Below are 17,554 nucleotides of genomic sequence, written 5' to 3' on the forward strand. Positions count from 1 at the left end.
CGTCCCGAGGTCGGAGGAGAGGGGATGCCCCGCGGCGCCGGCCGCAGGGCAAGATGGCAAGCCTTATTCGACCGGGCGGATCAAGTAAGGCAGCGTATACTGGTCAGCACGCGGTGTGTAATCGAGGCCAGCACGCATCGCCCAAGGTGTCACCTCGTAGTGCAGCGGGATGATGGCATAGTCATCCATGGCCATTCGCGATGCCTTGCGCAGCAATTCCTGCCGAGCGGTGTCATCGACGGTGCGGAGCGCTTCGACGAGGACCGCGTCCATTTCGGGGTTGGAATACTGCCCCCGGTTGGTCCCGCCAAGGCCGAGGTCAGGATTGCGGGTGGCCAGCAACGCACGCAGCGGCGAGGACATCTCGCCCGTACCCGCACCCCAACCCGCCAGGTAGGCCGAGAATTCGAACGCATTGCGGCGCGAGAAGAAGGTAGAGGCCGTCGAGGCGTCGATCTCGGTCTCGATGCCGATGCGCGCCCACATTTGCGCCACGGCCTGGGCCACCTGCGCGTCGTTGATGTAGCGATCATTCGGTGTCCCGATTGTGATGCCGAAGCCCTCGGGATAGCCCGCCTCGGTCAGAAGCGCCGTTGCGCGCTCTGCGTCAAAGCTGCGTGGCGGAAGATCGCCCTCGTCGTGGGCACCGAACATGCCCGGCGGAAGCAATTCACCTGCGGACACGGCCACTCCACCCATGATGCGCTCGACGATGGCATCGCGGTTGACCGCGATGGTCAGTGCTTCGCGCACCCGGATGTCCTTCAGCGGATTGGCACCATCGGTGCCGGTGATCATCGGCGATGGCTCTTGCTCATGATCGAGATGGATGTAAATCACCCGGTTCGAGATGCCCTGCACCACACGCATCGTGTCATCGGCGCGCAGGCGTTCAAGATCCTGCAGCGGCGGGTTTTCGATCAAATCGACATCACCGGCGATCAAGGCAGCCACCCGCGGGCCTTCAGAGGTCAGCGGCAGCATCGTCACCTTCTCCCAAGGCGCGGCCTCACCCCAGTAGTCGGGATTGCGCACCAGTTCGATGCCCTCGCCCCTGCGGAAGCTTTCCAACAGGAAGGGTCCGGTTCCGATGGCGATCGATCCGTCATTGAAGGCCTGCGTGGCCGGATAATTCAGATCGCCGCACCCTTCCGGGCTGAACTCGATGGCAGCGCCATCAACGCCATTGGCCCGTGCCGAGATAATGCCGAAGGTCGAGAACTCGGTTGGCATCAGCGGATAGGGTTCGGCACTGTGTACGATCAGGGTGTGAGGATCGATCACCTCGAGATCGGTGATCCCCCCGGTATATGTGGTGAACAGCGACGGTGAATCGGGCACTCCGGGAATGCGGCAAACGGTGTAGACCACGTCATAGGCATCGAAGGGCGAACCGTCCGAAAACGTCACGTCATCCCGCAGATTGAACTGCCACCGCGTGTCTCCGACCGGTTCCCAGCTTTCGGCCAACAAGGGTGTAAGTTGCTGCGCCTCATCGGTGCCAACCAGCGATTCAAACACGTTTCGGCGCAACTGGTTGTTCGGACCCACATTGTGGAAATGCGGATCGGCCGAAGACGGTTCGGATGCAAAGCCGATCCTAAGATCCTGTGCAGCAAGCGGCAATGCCGGCAGCGCGGCAAGCGCCGCAACGGTCAGGCCGCGGAAAACTGGGCTGGACATGTCAGGTGGTCTCCTCTGTTGGCGGGCCAGGTTTGGCGCCGATGGCGGCAGCAGGCATCTTTTGCTGTCGTGATGAGCGTTACCGTATCCGAAACCCGGAAAACGGAAATTGGAAACTGCATGTCTTTGTGTTATGCATGCATAACGGTTTCGCATGGAAACTCGGTCAGGGAGGCTGGTTGCCAATGCGAACACGCGCATCGATCCGCGAATACGAAGTTCTACGAGCTGTCATCACCTCTGGCACCGTGACATCGGCTGCGCACCGGCTTGGCATCTCGCAACCCGCTGTCAGCCGCCTTCTGGCTCAACTGGAATCGAATGTCGGCGTCATGCTGTTCGAGCGGCGTGGCGGACGATTGCGCCCGACCGCAGAGGCGGTGCAGTTGAATGGCAGGCTCGACCGATTGTTTGACGCGCTGGCCTATCTCGACGGGACCGATCCGTCTGATCCGGTCAGTCAGCCACTAAGGCTTGCTGCGCCGCCGACGCTCGGCCACCGATTTCTTGCCAGCGCCATGGCGACGTTCATGAAACAGAACCCGAGCCAGATGATCTCGCTCGAGACCTGCACCTCAAACGGTCTGGTCAGTCGACTGGTTGACGACACCATAGATCTTGGCTTTACTCTGGCCGAGTTGACGCATTCTGCGATGGAACTGATCCCGTTTCACAGAACTTTTGCGGTCTGTGTCATGGCCTCGGACCACCCGCTGGCGCGTCACAAGGTCATCACTCCAGAGATCTTGCATGGAGAGGATCAAATCGCATTGATGCGCCGCCACATGGTTCGCACGAGGCTTGATCAGGTCTTTGCACGCGCCGGTGTCAGGCCCCGGATCGTGGCCGAAGTGGCAACTGGCGTCAGCGCGATCACTTTGGCCCGACATGGCGTCGGTGTGGCGGTGATCTGCCCCTTTCCGCTTTTGCGTCACCACGAACCCGATCTCGCGATCCGTCCCTTTGCACCCGAGTTTGTCTATCGCGCATCCTTCGCGGTCTCGACCGTTCGCCCGCTGTCGAAACCCGCACGCGCGTTCATGCGTCATGTGCAACTCGTCGTGAAGTCCGAACGCATTCTGACGACCGAGAGTTGGGCCGCGCAGTAGAGGTATTTTGACCAACACCTTTTTGGCGGGCAGTCTTTTGGGCCACTTCAGGGCTTCTGGTGTTCGTTCCGACCGGGAGAGGTCAACGGAGCTGTCGCCAGCAATAATGCAACTACCAGTTGGCCAAGCTGCGAGGGTGCATCAGAGACATTCTCTCTGCGGTGCTTTCGGATGCAGGAGCAAGGAGTCCAATGCATCAATGTCCGTATCGGAACAGGAACGAGACATCGTCTGGAGGGTTCCGCCTCAGGCGCAATCGGCTGTGCCAGCCGTGGCCAAGGTTTTTGGAGGCCCACTTCGGTGGGCGTGAAGGGTTGAGACCATGTTGAAAAAAAAGCCACGACTACCTTTTTTGAAACCATCGCGGTCAAAAGGAAGAAAGTAGAGACATCCGGATGTTCAGATTTGCAGATCGCTGGCGCGGCTTTTTCGTTGGGTTTCTTGCAGCAAGCCTCGGCGCTTTCTTGATCCTCGAAGCCCCGTGGCGCGCGCCTGAGCCGCGCCAAATTGCTCCCCGAGGCGAACTTGCCCCTCAAGAGGAAACCACAATTGCCCTGTTCGAGGCGACACGCGGATCGGTGGTGTCGATCACGACCGAAGCGCGCGTCCTCAATCCTTGGTCGCGCCGTGCGGTTGATGTGCCGCGTGGCACGGGCTCGGGGTTTGTCTGGGATGATCGGGGCCATATCGTCACCAACAATCACGTCATCAAGGGCGCTTCTGGCGCGCGGGTCCGGCTGGCGGATGGGCGCGAACTGAGCGCTCAACTGATTGGAACCGCACCAGAGCACGATCTTGCCGTCCTTCGCATCGATGCCGGTTTCGACACGCCACCGGCCATGCCGGTCGGAGAAAGCGGCACTCTGCGCGTCGGGCAATCCGTGTTGGCCATCGGCAATCCCTTCGGCCTCGACTGGACGCTGACGACGGGGATCGTCTCGGCCCTCGATCGCGAGATCCCGACCCAGGATGGCGGAACAATCGCGGGCTTGGTCCAGACCGATGCCGCGATCAATCCCGGCAATTCCGGAGGACCGCTGATCGACAGCGCGGGCCGACTGATCGGGGTAAACACGGCGATCTTCAGCCCGTCCGGATCAAGTGCGGGGATCGGCTTTGCCGTACCGGTGGATATTGTGAACAGGGTGGTCCCTCAACTGATCGCAGGTGGCCGTTATCGTCCGCCGTATCTTGGCATCAGACATTCCGACCGGATCAATAGCCTTGCCGCGATGCAGGGTCTGGAAGGCGTTGTCGTGCTTGATGTCGAGCCGGGATCTCCCGCCTCAGCAGCGGGTCTGCGCGCAGCGCGTCAGGAAGCTTCGGGTCGGCTGGTTCCGGGCGACATCATCATTGGTATCGATGAACGGGACGTTGCAACTTCGGCAGACTTGCACGATGCGCTCGAATCCCACGCGCCCGGCGCGAACATCACGATCCGCGTACTCCGAGACGGCAAGCCGATGGAGTTGGGAGCTGCGCTGGCCGAGCCCCAGTAGCCATCGTCTGCTGCACGGACGGACGGATGCGTACACGTCTTCGGTTGGACATGGACGCGCGCACCAGTCAATCAATCATCGCCTCTGCGCCCACCACGAGAGAGATCAGGATCGTCGCGGTCAGGAGCACCGACGCCGCTCCAAGGCCAAGGCCGATGGTCGCGACAAGCCCATCCCGCTCGACAAGCCCGACGCCGAACACGAACAGCGAAATGGCCGGGAACCAGCCGCTCAACGGCACGGGCAGGAAGAGCGCAAAGGCAATCACGAAAAGCATCAGGCCCAGAAGTCGCTCGTTGCGCCGCGCAAAAAGCAGCGTGTAGCGCGGTATCAGAATGCGTTCCAATCTCCGTGTGACGGGTCTCAGGCGCAGTATCGTCCGCCGCAGTTTGACCGGATCAAGCCGCGATCTGGCCAGCGGTCCGGGCAGCCTGACATGAGTGTAGCCCAGCATCATCTGACCTGTCGTCAGCAATAGAGGGAGAGCGGTGATGAGGGACGATCCCGGTGGCAGTGGAAGCAGCGTGAACAGTGAGAAAACGACGATCGCCCACCCGAAGGATGTCTCGCCGAGCGCCGACAACAGATTGCCAAGGGTCAGGGTGCCAGCAAGATGCTGACTGCGCGATAAGCGCAGGATCGGGAGCGACAGGGAGGGTCGCCGTCGTTGTCCGTTCTCTGGCGGCATGAAATCCCTTTCGCATCGCTGCATCGCATATCAGGTCGCGAGCCGACCAATGCAATCGTGGACAGACTGTCCCATGAGAAAAACGCGGAGAGGTTCCTTCCAGATCCCCCTGGCACGTGGTCCGCAAAGACTCACCGCTCCTGCACAGCAAAACGCACCCCGAGAAAGCGCATTGCACAAACTTGCAAACCTCTCGCATTGTAAACGACCACCGGCAGGATATGGTCTGGCCAACAAAATTGAGCAGTGAGGCTCCTGTGACCTTCCCCGTCAGTCCTTTTGAAAACGAGCGTCTTTCGATCCTTTACGAGACTGGGCTCCTTGACGGGGAACCCAACCCGCATCTCGAAGACCTCTGTGCTCATGCAAGAGCCAAGTTCGGTGTGGAGATGGCGCTGGTCACTCTGCTCGAAGAGGATGTGCAATGTGTGCGCTCCGGCCTCGGTGACAGTTCGCTAACAACGCCCCGCGAAGTAACATTTTGCAATTATACCATCCTGGAAAACCAGCTCTTCGTGGTGCCCGACGCCCGAAAGGATAGCCGCTTCAGCGCGTATCCAGCTGTGACTGGTGACCCACATATCCGGTTTTATGCGGGCGCACCGCTGGTCTACAACGAGAATATTCGTCTGGGTTCCTTCTGTCTCATGGACACGTCGCCAAGGGACGTGACCCTGGCAGGGCGGCAGGCGTTGCAAGATTACGCGGCGCGTGCGACCGATGAATTGGTTCGCACGATCTCTACCTCGGCGTGATCTTCGGGCAGACGATGTCTGCTCGCGATTCTTTTTTCGCAAATATGAAGCTGACTTCCGATCAACCCTTACAGAGCGTTTGTGAAATCAAGATGATCTTTGAGTCTGTCAAAGACGCGCGTGCCGGGTTCACGCGCGTCTTTTCTGGTGGCTCAGGGCATGTGACGTGGTCCATTGGACCTGCTGCCCCAAAGAGGTGATACCTACAAGGCGGCGGCCGATCTCGTCCTGGAACCCGTCAAGCTGGCTGCCGATCTCGTCCAGCGAGACGCCGGTGTGGCGAAGCGTGGCACCTTCGATCCGGCACAGCATGCGGATGGAATTGAGCGCGGTGACATGCTTGCGCATCTCTGCGAGGTGGCTGTCCACGGTCGCCGCTTGCCGCATCGTGCGGATCTGACACTCCTCAGCCTTCTCACCGTAATCCGCAGCCATGGCATTCAGACGCGCCTGTTCCGCAGATGCGTCGCCCTCGCCCAATGACTCATCTTTCGCAAAGGCTTCTGCCATTTCTGACAAAAGATCCGCAGAGTTGAGCAGGAACAGGTTTTCCGAAACAGACCGCGCGATGCCGCCAAAACCGATGGTTTCATCCAGTGCCCGTGTGTTGAGCCAGTCCACCATGTCATTTGCCAGAAGGGCGTAATTGTCAGAAATCGCGCTGACCGGCCGCCCGAGTTCGCCCAGTTGCGAGGCCGCGATACGAAGGTTCAGAGCGATCCGCAGTGCTTCGGCGAACATCGACTGCATTCCGTTGAGCGCAATCTCGATCTGATCGGCAGCTTCCGCCGCAGCAAGCGTTTCGGAGCGGGATGTCCCTGCACCACCAAGCTGTCGTTCCCTGTTCTGCACTTCCGTCGCAAGGGCGCGGGCCTGAAAGGAGTCGTAGCTTGGAAATCCATGCTCGGCGAGCCGCTGCACAAGGCTTTCTGCGCTTTCCGCTGGTGTTCGGCCCTTAGTCTCTGCTGTACGCAATTCGGCGTAGACCTCCTTGACCTTGTACAACATCTCGGAGGTCGGCTTGATCCGTACCGAAAGATACCCGCTCTCCTGTGGAACGATCACGGCGAAGACCCAGTAGAAGCGGCCATCCGACGAACTGTTGCAGACATAAGCTCCTGTCGGCTGGCCTGCCTTGATCCGTTCCCAAAACAGATGAAAGACCCCCTTGGGCATTTCCGGATGACGGATCAGCTTGTGCGGCGCGTTGATCAGCCGCTCCCAAGGGTAGCCAGAGACACGCTGGAAGACGGAGTTGCCTGCCTCTATGACGCCGCGCCCGTCAGTGCGGGAAAAGAAAATCTCTTCAATTCCAAACGGTACTTCCACTTCCTGGACCTGAGCAGCGTCGAGCATCGCGGAGCCTCCTGATTCTGGCTTATTTTATTTTTCACAAATATTGTTCTATCGCGCGATTCGGCGTCTGTCGATACTGATGGCATGCGGTGATGTTGCGAAAAAAGCACAATCATAAGTCCGCAAGGATGTGAAGTTCTGCATAAAAACCAAGGCTTCGAACGCTTTCGCCCCTGTTTCCCGGAACTTGACAGCTGATCCTTCCAACGCAGAAGATTGCCTTGCGAAAAAGTAAACCACTGTTATTTTCGCAAATGTGAAAAGCAAGGGGCTGCCGATGACCATACTCGTCCAGACATCCAGCGCGCCGGAGACCCCCGGGGCCGCCACCAATCCGCCACCTGAATTCCGCTCGAAAAGATGCGCGCATTATGACCTGCCCGAAACGGCCGACCAGGATGACCTTGTGCACCTGCAGGCGTTCCTTGCCGACAATATAGGCGCGGCCGTGGTGATCTCGGCCACTCAGATGCGGCGCGCCGATACAATCCTCCTTCAGCTGCTTCTGGCAGCACGGAATGACTGGGAGCAGCGCAATATCTCCTTCAGCGTGGTGGATCTTCCCAAGGCGGTCGCTGCCGTTCTGCCCGTTCTGGGACTGCGGCCCGACATGATCGGCCTGAAGGACATGCAATGAGCATCATGGTTCTGGCGATCGACGATTCGCGCACAATCCGCAGCATGGTGCGTCAGGCACTCGCTGCGGCGGGGTTTTCCTGCGAACTGGCAGAAGACGGGGTCGAAGGTGTGCGTCGGTTCGAAGAGCTGCGCCCCGACGTGGTCATCACCGACATCAACATGCCCCACATGGACGGTTTTGGCGTCATCGAGGCGATCCGGAAGGATGTCGCCAATCGCAGGATTCCGATCCTTGTTCTGACCACGGAAACGGCCACCGAATTCAAGACGCGTGCCCGTGATGCCGGTGCCACCGGATGGATCGGAAAGCCCTTCGACGATCAGGCGCTGGTTCAAGTCATTCGCCGCGTCACGGGAGCGTCGTGAGATGGCGAGCAACGAATCCTTCCGAAACCTGTTCTTCGAGGAGGCCGAGGATCTTCTGGCATCACTGTCGGATGATCTGGTCCGGTTGAACGCCGGGACCTCGGACAACGAGATCGTTCATTCGATCTTTCGCGCTGTTCACTCCATCAAGGGCAGCGCCGGTGCCTTCGCGCTCGACGAGCTGGTCGGATTTGCGCATCGCTACGAGACCGTTCTGGACGAAGTGCGCAGCGACCGGCTTGAATTGACGCCCGATCTCTTCCGGGTCGTCCAGAGATCGGCTGACCATCTTGCTGTCCTCGTCGAGGCGGCCCGCACCGAACAATGCACTGACAGGGTGGTCACGGACGCAGCACTCGCCGCTCTTGATGCGTGTCTTGGGTCAAATGCGGCGGACACGGCAGCTTCTTCGACGGAAGAGTCCGACGCACCAGAGCAGGCACCGATCCTTGATGCGCCTTTGTTCGACTTCCCGGCGCTGTCCCTCGACATCGGCGACCTGATGTCGGCCAGCCCGCAAAGCTATGACATCTGCTTCCGCCCCCATCCTGCGCTTTATGAAAACAGTCACGAACCGGCTTTTCTGATTTCGCATCTCGCAGAGCTTGGGACGCTCGAGGCCGAGGTGGACCTGTCAGCACTGCCGCATTGGAGCGCGCCCGAGATCGTTCAGCCCGCGCTTTCATGGAACCTGCGCCTCGCAACCGAAGCCGGACGTGAGGCCATCGAGGAGGTTTTCGAGTTCGTCGATGGCCTCTGTGATCTCACCATTGATGCCAAGGACGATGACATGCCCGAGCAGAATACGCAGGACGGCGCTGCCAGCATGAGCATGGCAGACACCACCACGGCTCTTCTGGACGCGGCCCCGCCCCTCCTACAAGCCGATATCGACATGACCGAAGCCGCCGCTGCCAGCAAGATGCCGGATGCACCGCGTCCAACGCTGCGGGTCGATCTCGACAGGATCGAGCGGCTGTTCAACGCCGTGGGCGAGCTGATCATCAACCAGTCGATGATCGCCCAGCGGGTCGACGACCTGCAGCTTACCCACGACGCGGACATGACCGTTCATGTCGAGAGCTACCGGCTGCTTGCGCGCGACATCCAGGAGGCCGTAATGGCGATCCGTGCGCAGCCAGTGAAGCCGCTGTTCCAGCGCATGTCCCGCATCGTGCGCGAAGCGGCTGATGGCACCGACAAACAGGCGCAGCTGGTGATGATCGGTGAAGGCACCGAGGTCGACAAGACCGTGATTGAGCGCCTTGCCGACCCTCTCACTCACATGATCCGCAATTCAGTGGACCACGGCCTTGAAACGCCCGAAATGCGCAGCGCCAACGGCAAGGATCCGGTGGGTACGATCTGGCTGTCAGCAGCGCATCGTTCGGGCAGCGTGGTCATCACCATCCGCGATGACGGCGCCGGGCTTGATCGCGACAAGGTTCTGGGCGTCGCTGTCAAGAAAGGCCTGGTACCGGCAGACGCCGACCTGTCGGAGACCGAGATCGACAACCTCATCTTCCTGCCGGGGTTTTCGACGGCCTCTGCAACTTCGCTGCTCTCCGGACGCGGTGTCGGACTGGACGTGGTGCGCACGGCGGTCCAGTCGCTTGGCGGTAGGGTCAACATCGTCTCGCGCCCCGGCAAGGGAACCGAGTTTACCATAGCGCTACCCCTGACCCTTGCCGTGCTGGACGGGATGCTGATCTCGGTCGGCAACATCAGCATGCTTGTTCCGATTTCTGCCGTGCTCGAGACGATCCGCCCAATGGCTGGCGAAGTGCAGCCTGTTGGACCGAATGAGCAGCTTCTCTCGATCCGCGGTCGCTTTGTTCCGGTCATCGACCTTGCGGCAAATCTTGGCATCGCCCGCGCCATCGACGCGGACGCCCCAATGCTGCTCCTGCTTGTCGAGACCGAGGCACGCGGGACCTGCGCCTTGCTCGTGGACCGGGTCCACGACCAGCGACAGGTCGTGATCAAGGGGCTCGAAAGCAACTACGGCCACGTGCCGGGTGTTTCGGCTGCGACCGTTCTCGGCGACGGCCAGATCGCCCTCATCCTCGATCCCGACGCAATCGTCGAACAGACCCACGGGGCCGGCCAGCGCGCCGTGTCCCCCACTTGATGGAGACGCCCAAGATGCAGAACGCAGCAGACCACAGCGGCGAGGTCGAATTCGTGATCTTCACTTCGGGAGGACAAAGCTTTTCACTCGATATCCGCCATGTCCGCGAAATCCGTGGGCAAAGCGCGGTCACCCCGCTTCCGCATGCGCCTGAAGAGGTGCTTGGCGTAACGAACCTGCGGGGCGCCGTGATCCCGGTCTTTGACCTCGCGCGCTGTTTCGCGCTTGGCGTCACGGCCGATTCAGAGCGCAACGTCATCGTCATCGCGATGAACGGAACGCAGACCATCGGGCTTTTGGTGCAATCGGTGTCCGAGATCGTCTCGTTCCCGCGGGCCGACATCCAGGACGCCCCGGATATGCTGGGTGGGTCGGCCCAGAGCCACATCTCGGGTCTGGTGCCACTTCAGGAGGGCATGAGCCGCGTGATCGATCTGCCCTCGCTGATCCAGCGGCGTATGCCGGTGCCCGCATGATCGAAACCCGACCAACCCCGGTTGCAGGGCCAGCGCTCGACGCCACCGGCGCGATTCCGATGAGCCAGGCTGATTTCAACCGGATCGCCAACCGCGTTCAGGATGATTACGGCATCCAGCTGCCACTGGCGAAAAAGGACCTTGTCTATTCCCGGCTTCTGCGGCGGGTCCGTTCGCTTGGGTTTGCGGATTTCGGAGCCTATTGCGATCACGTCGAGAGCGTGGCCGGGCTGCCGGAGCGGACAGAGATGTTATCGGCGCTCACGACGAACGTGACACATTTCTTCCGGGAGCGGCACCATTTCGACCTTCTTTCCAGTCTGGTGTTGCCGCCGCTTATCGAAGCCGCGCGGCGCGGGTCCCGGGTCAGGCTCTGGTCAGCCGGGTGTTCCTCGGGTCAGGAACCCTACTCGCTTGCGCTGACACTGCTGGCGCTGTGCCCCGATGCGGCGCGGCTCGACATTCGCATTCTCGCCACGGATATCGACCCGAAGATGATCGCACGGGGCAAAGACGCCCTTTATCCTGCGGCTGAACGCATTGCCATCAGCGAGCCCCTTCTGTCGCGGTTCACCGAAGCCGAGCCCATGGGCGATGGCTTTCGCATATCGGAGGCTGCGCGCGCGCTTGTTACCTTTGCGCCGCTTAACCTGATCGGTGACTGGCCGATACGCGGGCCGTTCGACGTGATCTTCTGCCGCAACGTCGCGATCTATTTCAGCGCCGCCATTCAGGAGCGCCTCTGGCAGCGGTTCGCCGCCATCACGCGACCCGGCGCATATCTTTTCATCGGTCATTCCGAACGGATCACCGGCCCCGCAGAGGCGCGGCTGGAGAACGTCGGCATCACCGCATATCGCGTTCTGCCGCAGCACGATGGCGACCGGCAGACATCCGACAGCACAGGAGCGACGCAATGAGTGTTCGAGAAAACATCCGGGTCATGGTGGTCGACGACATGGGCGTCAGCCGGGCGCTTGTCGTCAACGCCCTCGACGAAATGGGCGTCATTCACTACTCGGCCGAGGCCGATCCCAAGGTCGCGCTCGCCAAGCTGTCGGCAAATCCCGTGCACCTTGTGCTGTGCGACATGAACATGCCCGGCATGAACGGGCTGCAGCTTCTCGAGGCGCTGCGGCGTCAGCCTGCAACGGCCAATATCGGTTTCATCGTCATCACCGGCACACCCTCACCGGACATCATCCAGAAGGGCCAGGCGCTTCGTCTCAACAATCTTGTCGCCAAGCCTTTCGACACACCCAAGCTTCGCTCTGCGATCGAGCAGGTCATCGGAAAGCGCCTGTGATGACAGCCCTTGTTTCCCTCTCTGCCGCCGAATTCCTGCAGCGCGCAGCACTCGAAATCGAGCGGTGCCGTCGTCTTGTCGACATGGTCGAAAGTGCGGCCATAAAGCTGTCCGCCCCTGACTGGCACAGTGATTTCCAGAGCATCGATCTTCTTGACCAGATGCTGGGTGACCTGTCGGTTCTTCTCGACACGCTTGCGCGCACACCTGAACTTGACGGGCTCATCCTCACCGACACCCAACGGCTGACCTCGCCGCTGCGGCTCGGCGCAGTACGAGCGCGGCTTCACGAAACCCCGCATGACACGGGAGGCAACAATGTCGAACTCTTCTGAGTCCAAGCCCACCCTCAAAGACTTGTTCCAACGAATGAGAGTCAAATCCCCTGCAAACCAGCCGGCAGCATCGCAAACCCAAGGAAGGCACGTCATGGATACCACCCGAATGAAGCTCAAGACAAAGATCCCGCTTGCCATCGGGGGCGTCAGCATCGTGGTGGCCGCCGTTCTCCAGGTCCTGAGTTATTCAGAGATGCGCAATCAGGCGATCGAAAACCAGGAGAGTCGTTTCCTGCTTCAAGGCGAGGCATTGAGGCAGAACGTGGTCAACTGGGTTGAAAACGCAAAGCTCACCTCACTGCAGCTGGCGTCCTCGCCCCTGATCGTACGCAGCGTGCAGCCTGCCGCGACATTCACCGGCACTTCGGCTGGGCCGAGGGTGGTTGGCGCACCGGACGACAAGAGCGACCTGATCCGATACCTGAATGCGTTTGCTGAAAGTGCCGAGTCCGACGATATCTTCGTGATCGACGCTCAGGGGGTCGTGGTGCAGACTGTGGACCAGGAAGTTGCACCCGGAACCCGGCTTCTGGATGGCCCGCTGGCCAATAGCGCGTTGGCCGAAGTGTTCACCGAAGCGATGGCGTCATCGGCAGGTGAAGCGCAATTCGCAGATTTCCAAGGATACGCGCCGTTCAACGGAACGGTCTCAAGCTTCGTGGGCGCACCCATCATCAACGGTGAAGGTTCAAAAGTCGGAGTGCTGGCCGTCCACCTGCATCATGACGAACTGCAGGAATACATGATGAAAGGCTATACCTTCGGTCTCGCGACGGAAGCTTATGTCATCGGCTCGGACTTCAGCGCCGCGTCCATGCCGACCCGAGGCGAGGCTTTCGACCTCTTGGACAACATGCCACGAAGTGAGCAGGCCGTCGCCGCCATCGAGTCGAATGAGGCCACTGTCATTCCCGATGTCCGCAGCGTTTCTGACGCACCCGACGCTGATCCCAGCGCCTATGCGGTGTCCGTACCGATTGATCTGTTCGACGAACACTGGGGGCTTGTCGTCGAGAAGGGCAATTCGGAGATCTTCGCCGAGGTGGACGCCCTTTTGACCGAGCAGATCTTCGTCACGCTCGCCGCAGTTGGCATCACGCTGTTTTTGGGCTTCTTTATCGGGCGGTCGATCACTCAGCCGCTCAGCCGTGTCACCGGCGCGATCCACCGGATCGGTGATGGAGCGCTTGACGCTGAAGTGGTCGATATCGACCGGCGCGATGAACTTGGCGACATTGCCAAGGCTGTCGAACGCCAGCGCGCCCTGTTGCTTGAACAGCGCGAACTGGAAGCCGAACGTGCCCGCCAGCAGGAAGAACTGCAGCGTGTGGTCGAAGGCATGCGCGACGGCATGACACGGCTTGCTTCCGGCAACCTCTCGACCTCGATCGATACCCCCTTCGCAGAGGCATACGAAGTTCTACGCGAAAATTACAACCAGACCCTCGGACAACTGAACTCCACCATCTCCCAAGTCGTCGAAGTGGCCGAAAGCATCCGTGCCCGGTCGAGCGAGATCAGCAACGCCTCCGTCGATCTGTCCCGCCGCACCGAGAACCAGGCGGCCGCGCTGGAAGAAACCGCCGCCGCGCTCGACGCGATGACCACCAGTGTGAAGGCCAATGCGAGCGGCGCGGTCGAGGTGGAATCCACCGTCAAGACAACCCGCTCGGAAGCAGAGGAAAGCGGCAAGGTCGTCAAGGCTGCCGTTTCCAAGATGACCGAGATCCAACGCTCTTCCGAAAAGATTTCGAACATCAGCGGCACCATCGAGGATATCGCTTTCCAGACCAACCTTCTGGCGCTCAACGCAGGCGTCGAGGCGGCACGTGCAGGGGATGCGGGCAAGGGCTTTGCCGTCGTCGCCTCCGAAGTGCGTGCGCTTGCGCAGCGATCCTCCGACGCGGCCAAGGAAATCAAGACGCTCATCACCTCGAGCAGCCAACATGTTCGCACCGGTGTGGACCAAGTCAACCGCGCGGGCGAGGTCATCGAGAACATCGTCGGCCGCGTGACGCATATCTCTGAACTGATGTCCGGCATTGCCGCCGGTGCCGCAGAGCAATCGTCGGGCCTGAGCGAGATCAACATCGGCGTGACCCAGCTCGACCAGGTGACACAGCAGAACGCTGCCATGGTCGAGGAATCGACTGCCGCAAGCCAGGGCCTGGCGCAGGATGCAACCAATCTCGCGGGTCTTGTCAGCCACTTCCAGTTTCGACGAGATGGCGTCCGTCAGGCCAATCGGCCCGTCACTGCGCCTGAAGCGCTCGGGGCTGTCAAAACTGAGGCAACATCCGCAGAAACCACGCCCGTCGTTGCCAAGCTCCGCGCGGCCATAGAAACGCCCCACGGCGTTTGGCAGGACTTCTGAGCACTGGCGCCCGTCAGTACAGGGAGGCGGATCTCGCCTCCCTGGAACACAATGATCCCTTAAGAACAAGGTGGCGGGTCCGAGACCACCGACGCGGTGTCTGTCATCAGGCACCGCTTTTCAGGAGAAGACCATGAGTGCAACGCGCATCGTCCTCGTCGCAAAAAGCCCACTGTCTCGATCGCTCATCCTCCGGCTGCTCACCGCGCTGCCCGGGGTCGAAATTCTGGGCGAGGCGACAACTTTCGCCGAAGCGACGAGCATGATCAAAGCGATGCGTCCGGACCTTGCGGTTCTCGGCCCGAGTTTCGCCACCTCTGGTGACGCCAGGCACCTGCGTGACCTGCTCGGCACCGTGCGATGCCGTTGGATCGAGATCGCGGGTCTCCACGCCGATGCCGGCGCTGACGGCCTGGTTCGGGACGGCCGTCACCTGCCCGTGCTTTTGCATGGCATGACGCAGACCCAGGCCGAAAATGCCCTTTCCGAAGTCATGGCGGCTCCCTTCGACTGGACCATCTCCGAAGACATCACATCCAAGAACTGCCGAGCCGTCGGTCCTGAGCAAAGCCAAGCCGAACCCACGAACCGCTTCATCCTTATTGGCGCATCTACGGGAGGCGTTGATGCGCTGCTGCAAATTCTCGGTGACTTCCCCGCGGACTGCCCCCCGACGGCTATCGTTCAGCACACTGGTCGAGGCTACAGCGGTAGCCTTATCCAGCTTTTGGCACAGCGCTGTCGCGCCAAGGTCGTGGCCCCTCGGGACGGAATGGAACTGCGCCGCGGCATGGTCACTGTCGCCGCTGGTGGCGAGGCACATCTGAGGATCGCTGCTGGCTCCGCGCTTCGCTGTCAGCTCCACCAAGGCATGCCGGTTTCCGGGCACATGCCCTCGGTCGATGCGCTTTTCACATCCGCGGTTCCGTGGGCAGGCCGCGCCGTCGCAGTGATCCTCACCGGTATGGGCAGCGATGGGGCGAAGGGATTGCTTGACTTGCGCCGCGCTGGCGCCACCACCATCGGTCAGGACGAGACGACATCGCTGGTCTACGGCATGCCGAAGGCCGCCTGGAACCTGGGAGCAGTCGAAAGCCGTTTGGCGCTGTCCGACATCGCCAGCGCGGTCTTGAACGCCTGCCACGTTGGCAGCCTCAAATGATCCCCGATATCCGTCGCACAATCACAATCACCCAAGGCGAATTCCTCGCCGTTCGGGAACCCGACGTGGTGCTGTCCACGATCCTCGGGTCTTGTGTTTCTGTCTGCCTCTACGATCCCAACCTGCGGGTCGGTGGCATGAACCACTTTCTCTTGCCACAGGGTCAGGATACCTTTGGCGGTCGTTCGGAACGGTACGGCGTTCATGCCATGGAGCAGCTCATCAACGCTCTCCTCCGTCTTGGTGCAGACCGCAAGGCGCTTGTTGCCAAGGCTTTCGGCGCCGCAAACATGACCGAACGCCTCAGCCCAATCGGCGACTCCAACGCAAGGTTCACCCGTGAATTCCTTTTGGCGGAAGGAATCGCATGCATTGCGGAGAGCTTTGGGGGGGTAAACGCCCGCAAGGTCCTGTTCCACGCCACCAGCGGCACGGCCCGCCAGATGATTGTCCCGGGTGACTTTGACGAAGGGCGGAAACCGCAGGCTGAACCGCCCAAGCCGAATGTTGTGTTGTTCTGACATTGAACCGCGGTTGCGGGCAATTTGGCGACTGCTCCGGCGACGGTGTCGGGCTGAATAGCATTTCGCCCAAAGCACGGCGCTTTATTCAGCCGATACCGCCACTGTCGGCAAGCTCCACGACCAGATCATGCGCAAGTCGCTCGACAAGCCCGTCGAGAGTCGGTCTCAGTGTCGTGACCAGGGAGTCGAGAACACCGCCGATCCGACGATCCGAACATGTCACCTCGGCTCCGATGGGCTCCAGCAGTCGGTTGGCCGCCTCTACCACGTCATCGAGACGAATACAGGCAAGCGGTTGCTGCCGAGGTCCGGTCCCGAGGCGGTCAAGCACCTTTGCGCGCTCTTCAGGATGATCGAACTCGGCTTCGACCTGATGGAACAGGGCCTCTGCCCGCTGTTTGGCACGACAGGGGACATGCAAGGCAGCGAGGTTCGCGATCTCGGGGGTCACCTGCCAAGAGCCGACAGGCGGCGGCGCCTGCTTGACGCGGCGCCGATCGACAATTGTGCATCCGAATGCGCCCTCTGCGTCCAACTGCAAAAGGAGGATGCCCTCTCCAGAGGCCCGCGCGCCGGCTTCGGAGACACTGGATAAACCGACGGCTGCCAGCGTCTGCTGCGCCTGCTGCGCTTCGGAAACGAAGGAAAAGAGGTGAAGCGTCCATTTGCCCTTGCACCAATTGGCGGTATCGGAGGTCAGAACCTCACCACCGATCCGGGTCGTTGGCCGCGCTTCACCGTCTCTGGGAAGCTCGAGCCATAAGGGGACAACGTGATCCACGTTGCTTACGGGAAAGGTGTGACCCTGCTTCGTCGAACCGCACTCAAGCATCTTTCGATAATCATTGGTCAGCACTTACGCATCTCCTGAATACACTAAGGATTTTCTGTGACCGTTTAAAATGAGACTTGTGGATAGAGTTCGCAGAAGTTGTGTAAAATCTTGTCAAACTTGATATTTTGCCAAACGAGCGGGCATTGAGACCAAAACTCGATAGATGAGCGCCTGTAAAACAGACGATCGCGGGCGGTCACCTGTGGTCGTTTCGGCGTGGTCGGCATCTCAGGAGGATGCAGTACAGGTCCTGAATTGGGACGTTATGGATTGAGGCTGCGCGTAAATGCATCGAAAGAGCGCTGCGGGCGCG

The 17,554-nt window shown here is 60.5% G+C and carries 17 protein-coding genes; 13 read left to right on the forward strand and 4 right to left on the reverse strand.

Annotated features, from left to right (window positions below; all coding sequences use genetic code 11):
- Positions 1-63 precede the first annotated feature (63 nt).
- Positions 64-1,683, reverse strand: coding sequence for an ABC transporter substrate-binding protein (locus IEV82_RS14070; protein WP_188482671.1), 1,620 nt, complete (start codon positions 1,681-1,683; stop codon positions 64-66).
- Between the two features lie 185 nt (positions 1,684-1,868).
- Here IEV82_RS14070 and IEV82_RS14075 point away from each other — a divergent pair, with 185 nt between their 5' ends.
- Together IEV82_RS14075 and IEV82_RS14080 are read left to right on the forward strand one after the other, a co-directional pair.
- Positions 1,869-2,792: a LysR substrate-binding domain-containing protein gene (locus IEV82_RS14075; RefSeq protein ID WP_188482672.1), complete on the forward strand. Its 924-nt coding sequence runs from the start codon at positions 1,869-1,871 to the stop codon at positions 2,790-2,792.
- A gap of 395 nt (positions 2,793-3,187) precedes the next feature.
- Positions 3,188-4,291: a S1C family serine protease gene (locus IEV82_RS14080; RefSeq protein WP_188482673.1), complete on the forward strand. Its 1,104-nt coding sequence runs from the start codon at positions 3,188-3,190 to the stop codon at positions 4,289-4,291.
- A 67-nt stretch (positions 4,292-4,358) separates the two neighbouring features.
- Here the strand turns inward: IEV82_RS14080 and IEV82_RS14085 are convergent, their stop codons facing one another.
- Entirely contained in the window at positions 4,359-4,979 is a 621-nt protein-coding gene (locus IEV82_RS14085) for an exopolysaccharide biosynthesis protein (protein WP_188482674.1), read from the reverse strand.
- A gap of 257 nt (positions 4,980-5,236) precedes the next feature.
- On the opposite strand from IEV82_RS14085, the gene IEV82_RS14090 reads away from it, so the two are divergent.
- Positions 5,237-5,734, forward strand: coding sequence for a GAF domain-containing protein (locus IEV82_RS14090; protein ID WP_188482675.1), 498 nt, complete (start codon positions 5,237-5,239; stop codon positions 5,732-5,734).
- A 129-nt stretch (positions 5,735-5,863) separates the two neighbouring features.
- Here IEV82_RS14090 and IEV82_RS14095 read toward each other — a convergent pair whose 3' ends face one another.
- Positions 5,864-7,090 (reverse strand): PAS domain-containing protein, encoded by a 1,227-nt coding sequence (locus IEV82_RS14095; protein WP_188482676.1) that lies wholly within the window; start codon positions 7,088-7,090, stop codon positions 5,864-5,866.
- Positions 7,091-7,367: 277 nt separating this feature from the next.
- Between IEV82_RS14095 and IEV82_RS14100 the strand changes: the two genes are divergently transcribed.
- The 10 genes from IEV82_RS14100 (at position 7,368) to IEV82_RS14145 (ending at position 16,403) form a co-directional block, all read left to right on the forward strand.
- Positions 7,368-7,727 carry an STAS domain-containing protein gene (locus IEV82_RS14100; RefSeq protein WP_188482677.1) on the forward strand — a complete coding sequence of 120 codons (360 nt, stop codon included), beginning with the start codon at positions 7,368-7,370 and terminating at the stop codon, positions 7,725-7,727.
- Positions 7,724-8,095, forward strand: a complete 372-nt coding sequence (locus IEV82_RS14105) for a response regulator (RefSeq protein ID WP_188482678.1) — start codon at positions 7,724-7,726, stop codon at positions 8,093-8,095. The genes IEV82_RS14100 and IEV82_RS14105 overlap by 4 nt, the downstream gene beginning before the upstream one ends.
- A 1-nt stretch (position 8,096) precedes the next feature.
- Positions 8,097-10,226 (forward strand): chemotaxis protein CheA, encoded by a 2,130-nt coding sequence (locus tag IEV82_RS14110; protein WP_188482679.1) that lies wholly within the window; start codon positions 8,097-8,099, stop codon positions 10,224-10,226.
- Between the two features lie 14 nt (positions 10,227-10,240).
- Positions 10,241-10,702: a chemotaxis protein CheW gene (locus IEV82_RS14115; RefSeq protein WP_188482680.1), complete on the forward strand. Its 462-nt coding sequence runs from the start codon at positions 10,241-10,243 to the stop codon at positions 10,700-10,702.
- The gene (locus IEV82_RS14120; RefSeq protein ID WP_188482681.1) at positions 10,699-11,622 is read left to right on the forward strand and encodes a CheR family methyltransferase; all 924 of its coding nucleotides are present in this window, start codon (positions 10,699-10,701) and stop codon (positions 11,620-11,622) included. Before IEV82_RS14115 ends, IEV82_RS14120 begins: the two co-directional genes overlap by 4 nt.
- Positions 11,619-12,008, forward strand: a complete 390-nt coding sequence (locus tag IEV82_RS14125; protein ID WP_188482682.1) for a response regulator — start codon at positions 11,619-11,621, stop codon at positions 12,006-12,008. The genes IEV82_RS14120 and IEV82_RS14125 overlap by 4 nt, the downstream gene beginning before the upstream one ends.
- Positions 12,008-12,343 (forward strand): hypothetical protein, encoded by a 336-nt coding sequence (locus IEV82_RS14130; RefSeq protein ID WP_188482683.1) that lies wholly within the window; start codon positions 12,008-12,010, stop codon positions 12,341-12,343. Before IEV82_RS14125 ends, IEV82_RS14130 begins: the two co-directional genes overlap by 1 nt.
- Before the next feature lie 94 nt (positions 12,344-12,437).
- Positions 12,438-14,720 carry a methyl-accepting chemotaxis protein gene (locus IEV82_RS14135; RefSeq protein WP_188482684.1) on the forward strand — a complete coding sequence of 761 codons (2,283 nt, stop codon included), beginning with the start codon at positions 12,438-12,440 and terminating at the stop codon, positions 14,718-14,720.
- Positions 14,721-14,853: 133 nt separating this feature from the next.
- Positions 14,854-15,882, forward strand: coding sequence for a CheB methylesterase domain-containing protein (locus tag IEV82_RS14140; RefSeq protein ID WP_188482685.1), 1,029 nt, complete (start codon positions 14,854-14,856; stop codon positions 15,880-15,882).
- A gap of 65 nt (positions 15,883-15,947) precedes the next feature.
- On the forward strand, positions 15,948-16,403 hold the full coding sequence (locus tag IEV82_RS14145) for a chemotaxis protein CheD (protein ID WP_188482686.1): 456 nt from the start codon (positions 15,948-15,950) through the stop codon (positions 16,401-16,403).
- Between the two features lie 88 nt (positions 16,404-16,491).
- Here the strand turns inward: IEV82_RS14145 and IEV82_RS14150 are convergent, their stop codons facing one another.
- Positions 16,492-17,262, reverse strand: a complete 771-nt coding sequence (locus tag IEV82_RS14150; protein ID WP_188482687.1) for a hypothetical protein — start codon at positions 17,260-17,262, stop codon at positions 16,492-16,494.
- Between the last annotated feature and the right edge of the window lie 292 nt (positions 17,263-17,554).

It is taken from the genome of Marivita lacus (genome assembly GCF_014637725.1).
Lineage (GTDB): Bacteria > Pseudomonadota > Alphaproteobacteria > Rhodobacterales > Rhodobacteraceae > Marivita > Marivita lacus.

Bases quoted from the DNA above. Each gene is read 5' to 3' on its own strand.
- IEV82_RS14100 (WP_188482677.1), top strand. From the start codon at position 7,368: ATGACCATACTCGTCCAGACATCCAGCGCGCCGGAGACCCCCGGGGCC.
- IEV82_RS14135 (WP_188482684.1), top strand. From the start codon at position 12,438: ATGGATACCACCCGAATGAAGCTCAAGACAAAGATCCCGCTTGCCATC.
- IEV82_RS14095 (WP_188482676.1), bottom strand. From the start codon at position 7,090: ATGCTCGACGCTGCTCAGGTCCAGGAAGTGGAAGTACCGTTTGGAATT.
- IEV82_RS14115 (WP_188482680.1), top strand. From the start codon at position 10,241: ATGCAGAACGCAGCAGACCACAGCGGCGAGGTCGAATTCGTGATCTTC.
- IEV82_RS14125 (WP_188482682.1), top strand. From the start codon at position 11,619: ATGAGTGTTCGAGAAAACATCCGGGTCATGGTGGTCGACGACATGGGC.
- IEV82_RS14070 (WP_188482671.1), bottom strand. From the start codon at position 1,683: ATGTCCAGCCCAGTTTTCCGCGGCCTGACCGTTGCGGCGCTTGCCGCG.
- IEV82_RS14080 (WP_188482673.1), top strand. From the start codon at position 3,188: ATGTTCAGATTTGCAGATCGCTGGCGCGGCTTTTTCGTTGGGTTTCTT.
- IEV82_RS14130 (WP_188482683.1), top strand. From the start codon at position 12,008: ATGACAGCCCTTGTTTCCCTCTCTGCCGCCGAATTCCTGCAGCGCGCA.
- IEV82_RS14085 (WP_188482674.1), bottom strand. From the start codon at position 4,979: ATGCCGCCAGAGAACGGACAACGACGGCGACCCTCCCTGTCGCTCCCG.
- IEV82_RS14105 (WP_188482678.1), top strand. From the start codon at position 7,724: ATGAGCATCATGGTTCTGGCGATCGACGATTCGCGCACAATCCGCAGC.
- IEV82_RS14110 (WP_188482679.1), top strand. From the start codon at position 8,097: ATGGCGAGCAACGAATCCTTCCGAAACCTGTTCTTCGAGGAGGCCGAG.
- IEV82_RS14140 (WP_188482685.1), top strand. From the start codon at position 14,854: ATGAGTGCAACGCGCATCGTCCTCGTCGCAAAAAGCCCACTGTCTCGA.
- IEV82_RS14120 (WP_188482681.1), top strand. From the start codon at position 10,699: ATGATCGAAACCCGACCAACCCCGGTTGCAGGGCCAGCGCTCGACGCC.
- IEV82_RS14075 (WP_188482672.1), top strand. From the start codon at position 1,869: ATGCGAACACGCGCATCGATCCGCGAATACGAAGTTCTACGAGCTGTC.